The sequence below is a fragment of the Rhodococcus opacus B4 genome (assembly GCF_000010805.1).
Lineage (GTDB): Bacteria > Actinomycetota > Actinomycetes > Mycobacteriales > Mycobacteriaceae > Rhodococcus_F > Rhodococcus_F opacus_C.
This window is the reverse complement of sequence record NC_012522.1, coordinates 3,741,249-3,755,934: the sequence shown is the minus strand read 5'-3', so window position 1 is coordinate 3,755,934 and position 14,686 is coordinate 3,741,249. Positions and strand designations below refer to the sequence as shown.

Below are 14,686 nucleotides of genomic sequence, written 5' to 3'. Positions count from 1 at the left end.
GTCCCGCTCCCACGGCGCGACCCGGGGATGGGAGCGATCGGGAAGCCTCTGGCCCCTGCTGGGCAAGTTCCCGGTCATGAACGTTCGTACCCTTCGTCAGCTGGATCCGGCTGGCCGCGGAATCGATGCCACAGCCGGCGGCCGGCGAGGAACAGCAGCAGAGCACCCGCGCATGCTGTCAGTATCGCCACCGCCTGCCCGTACGCGTTGGACCGTACCGTCACGCTGGTCGGCTCTCCCAGTTGCTGTCCATCGGCGGTGGTCAGAGAGAAATTGACGACGAGCTTGCGGGAGTCGTTGGCCTCGGTGGGAACGGTGAGGGTGCGGCTGCCCCGCGGCGGCAGCGTGGTGGGGCCGATGTCGGTGATGGTCATTCCGGATGGCGCGTCCACCTGCAGACGCACGGTGATCCCGACCGGCAGGTCGTTCCTGGCGACCAGCAGCAGCGGGCTCTGTTCCGACGCCAGCGTGTAGACGCCGCCGGGCGACACGACGGTGACGGCCCCGAACATGTCGTCCATGGTTTCGGCGACCTCGTCGGCGCGCGTGTCGGACGCTTCTTCCGCGGACCGGCGTTCGTCGTCGCGGCGATGCGCGAGGCTCATCGAGCGCACGAGGTCCTCGCGGAGCGGTGCGGTTAACCGCTCAGGGGTGAGTGGGGCCTGCGGGTCGCCGACCAGCGCGGCGTTCAGGGCCTCGATCCGGGGCATCTGGGTGGCGGCGGCGTCGCGGATGTGGGCGGGGACGCCGTCCTCGGCGGCCTGATCCGGGTAGTCCAGGCTCGCGACCTCGGGTGATCCGGGTTGGCGGCCCAGCATCGCGGGCAACGGCCGGGGCGTCGCGAGCCCCGACCGCATCAGGGAGGCCACCGTCGACAGCAGTGTCTTCGCGTCGTCGGCGCCCGCCGTCCACAGCTGCGGCGGCACCACCATCAGCGTTCGGGGGACGCCGGCCGCCCGTGCGGCCTCGGGTTCGAGGGCAGACCACGACACCGCACCGAGCGCGTCCTGCATCCGGGCGGTCTGGGAATCGTCCGAGAGGTCGTACCGGGCGCGCTGGGGGGTGTAGGAGGGAGTCTGCGGAGTCGTCCCCATCGCGGCGAGCGCCGTGCCGACGGACGGATCGAACAGCAGTGCGTCGACGCTGCCCGTGGCCGTCGGGGTCTCGGTGGCCGCGGGGGTGGTGGTCTCCCCGTTCGCCGGGACGGGGGTTGCGGGCGGCGGTGTCGCCTCGATGACGTGGGCGCTGTCGCGGGGAGTGGTCGTGTCGACGGAATTCGCGGCCACGAGTGCCGTGGTCGCGTCGTCTCCGCGGAGCATCTGCGCCGTCGCGTCGTCGAGCACCCCGGCGTCGCTCCAGACGAAGTTCCGCAGCGACGTGACACCGAGCACGTTGTCCACGATGTCGGCGGGGGCGTCGACAGCGGTCGCGGTGAGGTCGGCGTTTCCGATCTCGCTGATCGCGGACAGGTCGGCCTGCGCGAACGGCACCGACGTGGTGCACATCGACGCGGCCAGCGACCGGGCACGCTCGAGCCACGCCGCCGCGGCATCCTTGCCCGCACCCTCGTGCGCGGAACCGGTGGGATCGGATGGGTCGTCCACCACCAGATATCCGCGGGTCATGTTCTCAACGGTGATCAGCAGGTCCGGGTCGACCGCCAGGCACAGACTGTCCCGCAGCGTGTGGTCGCGGTCGACGCTCTCCCGGGTGGCGAACTCCGCCGCCCCCAGCAGTTCGTCGAGCCGGCCGCCGTCGTCCAGTGAGCTCGCGAGGTCGTCGTCCACGAGACGCACCGGTTCGGTGACGGACCCAGCGACACCCGCCGCCAACCGGGGGCGGTCGGCGAGGGGCCACATCATGGTGATGGCGACGGGACTGGAGATGTCCGGGGGCACCGCCGGACTGCCCGGGACCCCGAACACGGGAAGCAGGAACCGGGCGTCGTCGAGGCGCGCGGCCCCGCCGTACTCGGGGGTGCCGTTCACGTTCACCATCAGCGGGTACACGCCGGGTTCGGTGATGTCGAGAGAGAGGTCGGTGTCGGAACGCAGCGGCAGCGACAGCGTGAACTGCTTGCTCTGACCCTCGTCGAGGCGGCCCGCGACCGTGTCGAACATGCCGACCGTGTCGTAGCGGGACTGATCGAGGGTGAGGGACGTGCGGAGGCCCTCGCTGCTCGCGACGGCGGGCGCGCGTTGCAGCCGTACGCTGACGTCGCGGACCGTGCGGTCGCCGATGTTCTTCACCGACCCGGTGACGGTGACGATCGGGTCGGTGGTGGTGGTCACCGTGGACGGGGTGACGTTGTCGATGTGCAGTTCGAGGAACTCGGGGTCCTCGTCGACGAGCTGGGTCTCGGCGCTCTCCGGCGGCACAGGGTCCTGGGCCGACGCCACCACGGTGCTGGTGGGAGCCAGAACGACCGCGAGTGCGGTCAGCGTCACGGCACCGACCCGACGCAAAGCCATCCTCATCCGGCGTCTGGCCCCTTCTGGAGCTTCAGGTCGGGTGCGGGCGGAGTGGTAGTCATCTTGGAGATCAAGTCACCGGCGATTTCTGCGAGTTTCCGTTCGTCTGCGTAGGCCAGGCGTGATCCCAGCTCGGCGAGCGGCACCCACGCTACCTCGGTGACTTCCACGTCCTCGTCCGACAGTTCCCCGCCGAGGCATCGCAGCAGATAGTGATGGACGGTCTTGTGGACCCGGCGGCCCTCGGTGACGAACCAGTAGTCGATGCTGCCGAGCGACGCCAGGACGGTGCCCTGGATGCCGGTCTCCTCCTCGACCTCACGCATCGCGGTCTGTTCGGCGGTCTCGCCCTGCTCGATATGTCCCTTGGGCAGCGACCACAGGAGCCGCCCGCGACGGTCGGTGCGGCCGATCAGCGCGGCGCACAGATGCTCCCGCGGCCCGCCGAGACCGTTGACGACGAGCCCGCCCGCCGACGTTTCGCGCACCGTCCTCATGTGGGGTTTCGCGGGTTTGCCGACGGCGCCGCGCCGCCGCGAGTTGCGGCGACTCCTGTTCGCACGTTCGGCAGCAGACACCCCATCGATAGTAGTTGGCTTTGCCGGTTCCACCGGAACGCCGCACCCGAACCGAGACGCTTCGTGACACACCTGTGGCGAACCGAACTGCGAGGTGACAGCGTGTATGCGTATCCCGCTATTTGCGCACCTCGGTAAGCTTCCTGGACGTGACTGCCCCTTCTCTCGACGACGAGCGCCGTACGCGACTGCTTGCCGGCGCCGCGATGACGCTGCGCGAGCTGTCCGAAGTCCTGACGCCGCTCGGTGAGAAGTTCGCTTCCGCCGGTCACGAGTTGTACCTGGTGGGGGGCAGTGTCCGGGACGCGATCCTGGGTCGCCTCGGCACCGACCTCGACTTCACCACCGACGCCCGCCCGGAGCAGGTGCAGAAACTGCTGTCCGGCTGGGTCGACAACCAGTGGGACACGGGCATCGAGTTCGGGACGATCAGCGCCGCCAAGGCGGGTCAGCAGATCGAGATCACGACGTACCGGGCGGACGCCTACGACCGGGTGTCGCGCAATCCCGTCGTCCAGTTCGGGACGAAACTCGAGGACGACCTGGTGCGGCGCGATTTCACGGTCAATGCGATGGCCGTCCGGATCGGTGCGGACGGCTCGCAGGACTTCGTCGACCCCCTGAACGGCATGGATGCGTTGCTGGCCGGGATGCTGGACACGCCGTCGGCCCCGGAGAACTCGTTCAACGACGACCCGCTGCGCATGCTGCGGGCCGCCCGCTTCGTGTCCCAGCTGGGTTTCACGCTGCACGAGCGCGTGCACGCGGCCATCGCCGACATGGCCCCGCAGATCGAGCGGATCACGGCCGAGCGCGTGCGGGCGGAACTGGACAAGCTGATTCTCGGCGAGTTCCCCATCGACGGCATGAACGTGATGTGCGAGACCGGTCTGGCCGATTTCGTGCTGCCCGAGGTGCCGCAGATGAAGCTCGAGATCGACGAGCACCACCAGCACAAGGACGTGTACTGGCACTCGCTGACCGTGCTGAAGCAGGCCGTCGACCTCGAGGACGGCGATCCCGACCTGGTGCTGCGGTGGGCGGCGCTGCTGCACGACATCGGCAAACCGGACACCAAGCGCAACGAGCCGGGTGGCGGTGTGAGCTTCCACCACCACGAGGTGGTCGGCGCCAAGATGGTCCGCAAGCGGATGCGGGCCCTGAAGTACTCGAAGCAGATGGTCGACGACGTCTCGCAGCTCGTGTTTCTCCACCTGCGGTTCCACGGCTACGGCAAGGGGCAGTGGACCGATTCCGCGGTGCGCCGGTACGTGACGGACGCCGGTCCGCTGCTGCCGCGGCTCCACAAGCTGGTCCGCGCCGATTGCACCACCCGCAACAAGCGGCGGGCGGCCGCGCTGCAGGCGACTTATGACGACATCGAGGAGCGGATCGCCCGGATCGCCGAGCAGGAAGACCTCGCCCGGGTGCGTCCTGACCTCGACGGCAACGCGATCATGGAACTGCTCGGCATTCCCGCCGGACCGGACGTCGGGAAGGCCTGGAAGTACCTCAAGGAACTCCGGCTCGACCGCGGTCCTCTCAGCCGGGACGAGGCCGAGGCCGAACTGCTGTCGTGGTGGGCCGCGCAGCAGGCCTGACTCGCCCGCCAGTATTGTGTGACTGCGGTCACATCGATTTCTCGACTCGTCCGAACGGACTCACCACTGCGCCGCACCCCGGGTGCGAGAGACGTCATCGAACGCTCACCGGGGTTAATCCCGACGAAACACGCCGCTCGGCACCATTGATACAGGTCGTGAGCCGGGTGGACAGGCGGCGACCTCGCAGGTGAGGAGCGAGTCGATGCAGCAGCAGAAAGCCGGGACTTCCACAGTGAAGACCGCCTGCTCGTACTGCGGTGTCGGCTGCGGCATGGTGCTGGAGGTCGGGATCGATCCCGAGACGAATGCCCGCCGGGTGCTCAAGGCGTCCGGCGACAAGGACCATCCCACCAACTTCGGGCGGCTCTGCACCAAGGGTGCGACGAGCGCCGAGATGCTCGTGGCCGGTGGCCGCATGGAAACCGGGTACGTCCGGGACGAGCGTGGGGAGACGCCCACCGCGGTGGACGTCGGCGCCGCCATCAGTGAGACCGCCCGTCGGCTGAAGGAACAACTCGACGAGCACGGCCCCGACGCCCTGTCCTTCTACGTCTCCGGTCAGATGTCCATCGAGGCGCAGTACCTGATCACCAAATTGGCGAAGGGTTTCGTCGGGACCAACCAGATCGAGTCGAACTCGCGGCTGTGCATGGCCAGCGCCGGCACCGGCTACAAGCAGTCCCTGGGTGCGGACGGCCCGCCCGGCTCGTATCAGGACTTCGACAAGGCCGACGTGTTCTTCGTGATCGGCGCCAACATGGCGGACTGTCACCCCATCCTGTTCCTGCGGATGATGGACCGCGTCAAGGCCGGCGCCAAGCTGATCGTCGTCGACCCCCGCCGCAACGCGACCGCCGACAAGGCCGGCCTGTTCATGCAGATCGCCCCGGGCACCGACCTCGCACTGCTCAACGGCCTGCTGCACCTGCTCGTGAAGAACGGGCACACCGATCCCGCATTCATCGCCGAGTTCACCGAGGGCTGGGAGGTGATGCCGGAGTTCCTCGAGGAGTACACCCCCGAGAAGGTCGCGGAGATCACCGGTATCCCCGAATCCGACATCCGGCAGGCCGCCCAGTGGATCGGCGAGGCCGAGAACTGGATGAGCTGCTGGACGATGGGCCTCAACCAGAGCACCCACGGCACGTGGAACACCAACGCCATCTGCAACCTGCACCTGGCCACCGGCGCGATCTGCCGCCCGGGCAACGGCCCGTTCTCCCTCACCGGTCAGCCGAACGCCATGGGCGGCCGCGAGATGGGGTACATGGGTCCCGGCCTGCCGGGGCAGCGGTCGGTGCTCGCCGCCGACGACCGGGCGTTCATCGAGGACCTGTGGGAGCTGCCCGAGGGCAGCATCCGCACCGAGGTCGGCACCGGCACCGTCGACATGTTCGAGCGGATGGTGGCGGGCGACATCAAGGCCTGCTGGATCATCTGCACCAATCCCGTTGCCACCGTGGCCAACCGGCGGACCGTGATCGAGGGCCTCGAGGCCGCCGATCTCGTGATCACCCAGGACGTCTTCCTCGACACCGAGACCAACGGTTACGCCGACATCCTGCTGCCCGGCGCGCTGTGGGCGGAGTCGGATTCGGTGATGATCAACTCCGAGCGCAACCTCACTCTCCTGCAGCAGGCCGTCGACCCGGTCGGCCAGGCGCTGCCCGATTGGCAGATCATCGCCCGCGTCGCCTGCGAGATGGGGTATGCGGACGCGTTCACGTACGAATCCTCGGAGGACGTGTTCGAGGAGATCAAGCGCACCTGGAATCCCAAGACCGGCTACGACCTTCGCGGCGTCAGCTACGACCGCCTGCGGGAGACGCCGGTGCAGTGGCCGAGCCCGCCCGGGGACCGCACCGACCGCAATCCGATCCGCTACGTCAACGACGGCGTCAGCCAGAATCTGCTGTCCGCTCCCGACGGTTCACTCCCCCGCCTCGCGTTCGCCACCGCGAGCGGCAAGGCCGCCTTCTTCCCGCGCCCGCACATGCTGCCCGCCGAGATGCCCGACGACGACTACCCGTTCGTGCTCAACACCGGACGCCTGCAGCATCAGTGGCACACGATGACGAAGACGGGCAAGGTGGCCAAGCTCAACAAGCTGAACTCCGGCCCGTTCGTCGAGATCAATCCGGCTGATGCGCAGAAGTTCTCGATCTCCGACGGTGACAAGGTGGAGGTGGCGTCCCGCCGCGGTCGCGCGGTTCTTCCGGCCGTCGTCAGCGACCGCGTGCTGCCCGGTGGGTGTTTCGCCCCGTTCCACTGGAACGACTCGTTCGGCGAATATCTCAGCATCAATGCCGTCACCAACGACGCCGTCGACCCCACGTCCTTCCAGCCGGAGTTCAAGGTGTGTGCGGTCTCCCTGACCCGGGTGGCCCCGGTGTCCGCTCCGGAGGTCCCGGAATCGGGTGGGTCGCTCACCCTCGCGCAGGGTTCGCCCGCGTCCGAGATGAGCCGCATTCTCGGACTGGACGATTCGGCCTCACCGACCTTCGACGAACACGAACGCATGTACCTCGCGGGACTGCTGTCGGGACTGCAGTCCACCGAGATCCAGGGCGTTCCGGTGCTTCCGCGGAGCGCGCCGATCTCCGGGTCGAAAAGGGTGTGGCTGGACGGTCTGATGGCCGGCCTGTTCTCCCGTTCCGATGTCCCGGACGGCTCCGCGCTGGCGTCCGGAAGTCCGGCGAACGCTGAATCGGTCCAGCATCCGGTGGTGGTGGTGTGGGCGTCGCAGACCGGCAACGCGGAGGAGTTCGCCGCCGAATGCGCCCGCCAACTCGAGGAGGCCGGCCACGGCACGCACCTGATCAGCATGGACGACTACGACGTCGCGGGCCTCGCCGACGTCCGCGATCTCCTGATCATCACCAGCACGTTCGGGGACGGTGACGCCCCCGACAACGGCAGCAGTTTCTGGTCGGCGCTCAGCAGCGACGAGGCGCCGAAGCTGTCGCAGACCCGCTACGCCGTACTGGCTTTCGGCGACTCGAACTACGACGACTTCTGCGGGCACGGCAAGCGGATCGACGCCCGATTGGAGCAACTCGAGGCGAAGCGTCTCACCGAGCGCGTCGACTGCGAACCCGACTACGAGGACCAGGCACGTCAGTGGCTGACCCAGGTGCAGAACCTGGTCCGTGAGCGTGCGGCCGGCGGCGCGGCACCGGCCGCACCGGCACCGGCGGCGCCCGCAGCGAAGAAGGCGGCGACGTTCACCCGGAAGTCTCCCCTGGTGACCCGGTTGACGAGGAACATTCCGCTCAGCGCGGCCGGCTCGTCGAAGGACGTGCGGCAGTTCGGCTTCGAGGTGAGCGATCCGGAATTCTCCTACGAGGCGGGCGACGCGCTCGGTGTCTGGCCTACCAACAGCGACGCCGTCGTCGACGAGTGGCTGAAGGTCACCCGGTCGATCCCGGACACTCCTGTCACACTGCCGGACCTGCCGGAGATGACGCTGCGGGAGGCGCTGCGCACGAAACTCGAGATCACCAAGGTGACCCCCGAACTGCTGCGGTTCGTGCAGAGCCGCACGCAGGACACCGAGTTGGCTCGACTGCTGCGACCGCACAACAAGATCGCGCTCCAACAGTGGTTGTGGGGTCGGCAGTCGATGGACGTGCTGGCGCAGTACGAAGTCGACGCCGACGCGGAGGAGTGGCTGGGCGTCCTCAAGCGTCTCCAGCCGCGGTTGTACTCGATCTCGTCGAGTCCCAAGGTGGATCCGGGTGAGGTGCAGTTGACCGTCTCCGCAGTGCGCTACAACCACGAGGGCAAGAACCGTTCCGGGGTGTGCTCGACGTTCCTCGCCGATCACTGCGACGACGCCGACGTGCCGATCTTCGTGCAGAAGTCGGCGCACTTCCGTCCCCCGCAGGCCGCCGATGCGCCGATGATCATGGTCGGTCCCGGCACCGGGATCGCCCCGTTCCGTGGATTCCTGCACGAGCGGCGCGAATTGGGTCACACCGGCAAGAACTGGATGTTCTTCGGTGAGCAGCACGAGGCAACCGACTTCTACTACCGCGAGGAGATGGAAGCTATGCACCGCGACGGATTTCTCACCCACCTCGATGCGGCGTTCTCCCGGGACCAGCGGCAGAAGATCTACGTGCAGGACCGCATCCGCGAACACGGCGCCAAGCTGTGGGGCTGGATGCAGGAGGGTGCCTCGCTGTACGTGTGCGGGGACGCCAGCCGGATGGCGAAGGACGTCGACGAGACGGTCCGCGAAGTCGTCCGCACCCACGGGCGCCTCGACGAAGAGGACACCGAGCTGTACATGAAGCAGCTGTCCAGCGACAAGCGTTACGTGCGGGACGTGTACTGATCCGCATTTGCGGAGACTTGCACTTGATTGGTCCGTATTTGCCGACATAGTATGTCGGGCATGACGCATGCGCGGACCACCGACGGATGACGGGCATCCGGATACGCCAGGCCGCGGAATTGCTCGGTGTCAGCGACGACACCGTCCGGCGCTGGATCGACAACGGCAGCCTCGCCGCGGAGAAGGACGAGTCGGGCCGCAAGGTGATCGACGGTGTCGCGCTCGCCGAGTTCGCGCGCGCCAACGCGGCCAAATCCCCGGATCTGCTCGGGTCGGAGTCCTCGGCACGTAATCGGTTCACCGGCATCGTCACCGCGGTCGTGATGGACAAGGTGATGGCCCAGGTCGAGATGCAGTGCGGTCCTTTCCGTGTCGTTTCCCTGATGAGCAGTGAAGCCGTCCGCGATCTCGGGCTCGAGCCCGGCAAGGTCGCGGTAGCCGTCGTCAAGTCGACCACGGTGATCGTAGAAACTCCTGGAGGAATTTCATGAAGATGTCCTGGCGCAGGGGCACGACCGGGGTGGCCGCGGCCGCACTCGGTCTCGCTCTGGTCACCGGCTGCGGTTCGAACGACGACGACTCCGCGTCCGGCTCCGCGGAGTCCACGTCGGCATCCGCGGAGGGCGGCGACATCACGGTGTTCGCCGCGGCGTCGCTGAAGGGCACGTTCACGGAACTCGGCGAGATGTTCGAGACCGCGAACCCCGGATCCCACGTGGAATTCAGTTTCGCGGGGTCCTCCGACCTCGCCGCACAACTCGACCAGGGCGCGACCGCCGACGTGTTCGCGTCCGCCGACACGAACAACATGACGAAGGTCGTCGATGCCGGACTCGTCGAGGGCAGTCCCGCGAACTTCGCCACCAACACGCTGACCATCGTGACGGCGCCGGGAAATCCCAAGGGCATCACGTCTTTCGCGGATCTGAACCGGGAGGGCACGCTGGTGGTCACGTGTGCCCCGCAGGTCCCGTGCGGTTCCGCGACACAGAAGGTCGAGGCTGCTTCGGGTGTCGACCTCACCCCCGTCAGCGAGGAGTCGTCGGTCACCGACGTGCTGAACAAGGTGACGGCCGGTCAGGCGGACGCCGGACTCGTGTACGTTACCGACGCCGCCGGAGCGGGCGACAAGGTGACGGCCGTGGCCTTCCCGGAGGCCGCGCAGGCCGTGAACACGTACCCGATCGCCGCGTTGTCCGCCTCGAAGAATCCGGAGGCGGCGCAGGGCTTCATCGACCTCGTCACCGGACCCGAGGGCCAGGCGGTGCTGGCGAAGGCCGGATTCGCCCAGCCGTGATCCGAGCGGCGCGCGTCAAAGTCCCGTCCGGCCTCCCGGGCTGGATCTTCGTGCCGGCAGCGCTGGGCGGCCTGTTCGTCGTCCTGCCACTGTTCGCGATGCTGGCGAGCGTCGACTGGTCCCGCTTCGTCCAACTGATCACGTCGGAATCCTCGCTGGCGGCACTGGAACTGAGTCTGCGCACCGCCGCCGCGAGTACCGGGCTGTGCATCCTGCTGGGCGTTCCGATGGCAGCCGTGCTGTCCCGCAGCGGTTTTCGCGGGTTGCACGTGCTGCGGTCGCTGGTGCTGCTGCCGTTGGTCCTCCCGCCGGTGGTCGGGGGTATCGCCCTGCTCTACACATTCGGCCGGAAGGGCCTGATCGGGCAGCACCTCGAGGTCGCGGGTATCCACATCGCGTTCACCACCACGGCCGTAGTGCTCGCGCAGACGTTCGTCGCGTTGCCGTTCCTGGTGGTGAGCCTCGAGGGGTCGCTGCGGACCGCAGGTAGGCGGTACGAGCACGCCGCCGCGACGCTCGGCGCGAGTCCCACCACCGTCTTCCGGCGGGTGACACTGCCGCTTGTGCTGCCGGGGCTCGTGTCCGGTGCGGTGCTGGCGTTCGCGCGGGCGCTCGGCGAGTTCGGGGCGACGTTGACGTTCGCGGGCAGTCTGCAGGGCGTCACGCGGACCCTGCCGCTCGAGATCTACCTGCAACGCGAGACGGACGCGGATGCGGCCGTGGCGTTGTCGCTGGTGCTGGTCGTGGTGGCGGTGGTCATCGTGGTGGGTTCGCGGGGCTGGGCGTCGAGGGCGGCACTGTGACCGGCCTGAGTGTCGAGGCGAGGGTCGCGGCCCGCGGCGTCGAGGTGGGATTCGACCTCGCCGAGGGGGAGGTGCTGGCCGTCCTCGGACCCAACGGCGCCGGCAAGTCGACGGCGTTGTCGGTGGTCGCGGGACTGGTCCGGCCGGACGCCGGACGGGTCGAACTGAACGGCCGGGTGCTCACCGATACCGCGCGCGGTATCGCGCTGCCGCCGCACCGGCGCGGTATCGCACTGCTCGCGCAGCAGGCACTGCTGTTTCCGCATCTGACGGTGGCCGCGAATGTGGCGTTCGCGCCGCGCAGTTCGGGCCGCGGCCGCCGTGAGTCCCGGGCGATCGCCGAGAAGTGGCTGGACGCCGTCGATGCGACCCAATTCGCCGATCGCCGCCCGCACGAGTTGTCCGGGGGGCAGGCGCAGCGGGTCGCGGTGGCCCGGGCGCTCGCCGCGGAACCGCAGGCGCTGCTGCTCGACGAGCCCATGTCGGCCCTCGACGTGGCTGCGGCCCCCGCCCTGCGGGTGCTGCTCCGGCAGGTGCTGCGGGACGGAGACCGGACCGCGGTGGTGGTCACGCACGACGTCCTCGACGCGCTGGCCCTGGCCGACCGGGTGATCGTCGTCGAGGGCGGTCAGGTCGTCGAATCCGGTTCGGTGCGCGACGTGTTGACCCGTCCGCGCAGTGCGTTCGCCGCCCGGATCGCCGGACTGAACCTCGTTCCCGTGTTCGGGGCGCAGGACGGGTTCGAGACCGAGACGGGTGTCCGGATGCACGGTCTGCTCGACGCCGATTTCGTTTCGGGCGCACCGGCTGTCGCGGTGTTCGCACCGCACTCGGTGGCCGTGCACCGGAGGTCTCCGGAAGGCAGTCCGCGCAACGTCTTCCGGGTGTCCATCTCCGAGATCGAGGTGCGCGGGCCGACGGTCCGGGTGCGCGCCGCCGAGGCCGGCGGCCGGCTCGAACTGAGCGCCGACGTGACGGCGGCGTCCGTCGCGGAACTCGATCTGGTGCCGGGCCTGGACGTGTACTTCGTCGTCAAGGCCACCGAGGTAGCCCTCCACGCCGTGCGTACTTGTTAACGTCCGGCGGTTGACAAGTACTCATGGGTGCAGGGACGCGTGCATCAGGTAGACGTTGTAGCTGTCCCACTCCGAGATCGTGAAATACAGGTCCTCGTCTGTCGACCACGGGTGGATGAAGCCGCCGTACGCCTTCGGGTAGTCGGCCGTGTCGACGAGCGTCGCCCCGTCCGACCACGCACCCTGTGGGCTCGACGACTGCCGCAGGATGATCGAACCGCCGACAGGTTCGAGGTAGCTCATCTGCCACCTGTCCGCGGCCGCGTCGTAGCGGACGGACAACTCGCTGGCGACCCCACCGACGATGGGGGTCGCCAGGTGCCGGGACACGGGCGTCCACGTTCCGTCCGACCAGTACTGGTACGACGTGGTGTTGAGCACCTGGTCGACCGGAACCCGGGCCAGGCCGATGGTGCCGATCCGCCCGTTTGGGGTGCCGAACATGTACACGTAATCGCCGTGCGGCACCATTGCGGACACCTGGAACCGGGCACCGAAGATGTTGTCCCACTTCGCATGCTGATCCTTGGTCCAGGTCTGCCCGTCGTCGTCGGAGTAGGCGATGCCACCGTAGTTCGTGTACCACATGCCGGGGATCATGCTCCAGCGCTTCACCGACATGTAGCTGAGGTACTGACGGTCACCGATCGCGAACCCGGACGTGGGGATGGTGGTCGTCTCGAAGTTGTTGACGTGCCTGCTGTCGATGATCTCGGCGGCGTGGCAGCGGCTGTCCTGGACCATGCTGTCGATGGTCATGCCGTCGGACAGGTCGGTGTCGGTGCTGTGGCCGAGAACGTTGCTCCGCCAGTCCTCGCCGAACGCACCGGGCGGAGCCCAGTCCTTGCCGAACGTGTCTCCGAACGCTATCGCCACCTCGCCGGGCCTGGTCTCCCACGTGATGCCGAGGTCGGTGCCGTCCACCTGCCAGCGTTTGTCGGTTCGGTTCTCGGACCCCTGTCCCGTCAGCTGCGACACCAGTCGGACGTCGCCGACGGCCGGCGTCGCCATCGCCGCGGTGAGGGAACCGCGTTCGGCCGGGTTGATCTCGACCGGGGGCGCAGGCTGCGGTTCGGGTCCGGGACCGCCGGGAACGGGGATGGGAATGGTCTCGGGGCGCGGGTCGATCGAGATCTTCGGGACGGTCAGCGCTGCCGAGCCGGACGAACCCGAAGACCCCGCGGAACCCGTGGACCCCGGCTCGGATTCCGGTTCGTCGACGTCGTCGGTGAGGTCGGGGCACGGGTCCGCGCACGGGTCGGCGGGAAGGTCCTGGGCGACGCGGGTCTGGTCGACGCGCGGTCCGGGAACGGGGACGGGCACGAAGTCGGGGTACGGGATCGGGATGCTCACGGTCGGGGGGATCGCGGGCAGCGGCGGTCCGCCCGGGCTCGGTGGCTCCTTCGCCGGGTTGAATCCGGTCTCGCCGCAGGCGTTCACCGGTAGCCACGGCAGGGTCTCGGCTGCCGCCGGGGATGCGGTGAAGCCGATCGTCGCGGCCACGACGGCGGCAACGCACAGGTGTACTCCGGCCACAGACCACGACTTTTCGACCACGACGCCCCTCCACATCGGTGGTCGGAATGATGGTGGACCGACCCGCACGCGCGGGGTCGAAGATAACACCGGTGGGCCGCGTTCCCGGCGCACGAGCCCGGCTCGTCCGGTCGCAGTCCGGTTACAGTGCGGTCTCACCGTCACAGCGGAATCGGCTGTCATCCGGTGGAACCGGATTCGGTCGCGCTGCGTCCAACCTCCATATGGATCCTCTCGAGTATTCGTTCGGAACCGGTGTCGACGCTCCGGTGACGTGGACGTCGCCGGCCGATCTCGACCTCGGATCGTCGGGCGGCGTGGACGCAGTGCGCCTGGACTTCGACGGCGACGGACTTCTCGACGACGCGATGTGGGACTCGGACTGCGGCGGGACGTGGAATGCCGAGGCGGCGATACCCGAGGTACCGGTGATCGCGGCGGTGCGCGCGTGGCGCCCCGATCCGGTGATCGGCACGGCCGGGACCATTGACGTCGCCGCAGAAACCGGGCAAGGTGGGTTGGGAAATCAAACTTACCTGAGGGTTCGACGAGGAGAACACACGATGACCGATCTGACCCGCGAGGCGGCGAGCGCCTTCGTCGTCGCAGCCGGACTGGAGCTCGACGAGGTGTCGGGGACGAAGGTGGTCGGCCACATCGACCTGTCTGCCGACCACCACACCCCGTGGGGAGTCGTGCACGGCGGCGTCTACACGACGGCGGTCGAATCGGCGGCGAGCATCGGCGCGAGCACGGCTGTCGCCGACCGCGGTCAGTTCGCGGTGGGTGTGCACAACGGCACCGACTTCCTGCGGGCCCGCACCGAGGGACGGGTCGACGTGGTCGCGCTGCCGATCCAGCAGGGCCGCGTGCAGCAATTGTGGTCGGTGGTGATCACGGCAGCCGACACCGGCAAGGAGGTGGCCCGCGGTCAGGTCCGGCTGCAGAACGTGCCGATGCCGGGATCGGAATAGCCGGGTCC

10 protein-coding genes are annotated in these 14,686 nt (G+C 68.3%); 7 read left to right on the top strand and 3 right to left on the bottom strand.

The genetic code is table 11. From position 1 onward, the window contains the following. Positions 1–74: 74 nt before the first annotated feature. Together ROP_RS17105 and ROP_RS17100 are read right to left on the bottom strand one after the other, a co-directional pair. Entirely contained in the window at positions 75–2,471 is a 2,397-nt protein-coding gene (locus ROP_RS17105) for a DUF6049 family protein (RefSeq protein WP_043824885.1), read from the bottom strand. 2 nt (positions 2,472–2,473) lie between these two features. Further along, positions 2,474–3,049: an NUDIX hydrolase gene (locus ROP_RS17100; RefSeq protein WP_012690657.1), complete on the bottom strand. Its 576-nt coding sequence runs from the start codon at positions 3,047–3,049 to the stop codon at positions 2,474–2,476. 149 nt (positions 3,050–3,198) lie between these two features. Between ROP_RS17100 and ROP_RS17095 the strand changes: the two genes are divergently transcribed. From ROP_RS17095 to ROP_RS17070, 6 genes are all read left to right on the top strand, one after another. Further along, complete coding sequence (locus tag ROP_RS17095) at positions 3,199–4,650, top strand: CCA tRNA nucleotidyltransferase (protein ID WP_012690656.1); 1,452 nt, start codon at positions 3,199–3,201, stop codon at positions 4,648–4,650. A 205-nt stretch (positions 4,651–4,855) separates the two neighbouring features. Then, a complete protein-coding gene (locus ROP_RS17090; RefSeq protein ID WP_043824882.1) occupies positions 4,856–8,992 on the top strand; it encodes a bifunctional nitrate reductase/sulfite reductase flavoprotein subunit alpha in 4,137 nt (1,378 codons plus the stop codon). Positions 8,993–9,078: 86 nt separating this feature from the next. Then, on the top strand, positions 9,079–9,483 hold the full coding sequence (locus tag ROP_RS17085) for a TOBE domain-containing protein (protein WP_012690654.1): 405 nt from the start codon (positions 9,079–9,081) through the stop codon (positions 9,481–9,483). After that, a complete protein-coding gene (gene modA, locus ROP_RS17080) occupies positions 9,480–10,289 on the top strand; it encodes a molybdate ABC transporter substrate-binding protein (protein WP_043824881.1) in 810 nt (269 codons plus the stop codon). Before ROP_RS17085 ends, modA begins: the two co-directional genes overlap by 4 nt. Beyond that, positions 10,286–11,092, top strand: a complete 807-nt coding sequence (locus ROP_RS17075) for an ABC transporter permease (RefSeq protein ID WP_012690652.1) — start codon at positions 10,286–10,288, stop codon at positions 11,090–11,092. Before modA ends, ROP_RS17075 begins: the two co-directional genes overlap by 4 nt. Beyond that, on the top strand, positions 11,089–12,168 hold the full coding sequence (locus tag ROP_RS17070; protein ID WP_012690651.1) for a sulfate/molybdate ABC transporter ATP-binding protein: 1,080 nt from the start codon (positions 11,089–11,091) through the stop codon (positions 12,166–12,168). The genes ROP_RS17075 and ROP_RS17070 overlap by 4 nt, the downstream gene beginning before the upstream one ends. 21 nt (positions 12,169–12,189) lie before the next feature. Here the strand turns inward: ROP_RS17070 and ROP_RS17065 are convergent, their stop codons facing one another. Beyond that, positions 12,190–13,704, bottom strand: a complete 1,515-nt coding sequence (locus tag ROP_RS17065; protein WP_012690650.1) for a DUF4185 domain-containing protein — start codon at positions 13,702–13,704, stop codon at positions 12,190–12,192. A 563-nt stretch (positions 13,705–14,267) separates the two neighbouring features. Here ROP_RS17065 and ROP_RS17055 point away from each other — a divergent pair. Then, positions 14,268–14,678, top strand: a complete 411-nt coding sequence (locus ROP_RS17055) for a PaaI family thioesterase (protein WP_043826647.1) — start codon at positions 14,268–14,270, stop codon at positions 14,676–14,678. Positions 14,679–14,686: the final 8 nt, after the last annotated feature.

What these genes read in the sequence shown, in the direction of transcription:
- modA (WP_043824881.1), top strand. Translation starts at nt 9,480, where the DNA reads ATGAAGATGTCCTGGCGCAGGGGCACGACCGGGGTGGCCGCGGCCGCA.
- ROP_RS17090 (WP_043824882.1), top strand. Translation starts at nt 4,856, where the DNA reads ATGCAGCAGCAGAAAGCCGGGACTTCCACAGTGAAGACCGCCTGCTCG.
- ROP_RS17085 (WP_012690654.1), top strand. Translation starts at nt 9,079, where the DNA reads ATGACGGGCATCCGGATACGCCAGGCCGCGGAATTGCTCGGTGTCAGC.
- ROP_RS17055 (WP_043826647.1), top strand. Translation starts at nt 14,268, where the DNA reads ATGACCGATCTGACCCGCGAGGCGGCGAGCGCCTTCGTCGTCGCAGCC.
- ROP_RS17105 (WP_043824885.1), bottom strand. Translation starts at nt 2,471, where the DNA reads ATGGCTTTGCGTCGGGTCGGTGCCGTGACGCTGACCGCACTCGCGGTC.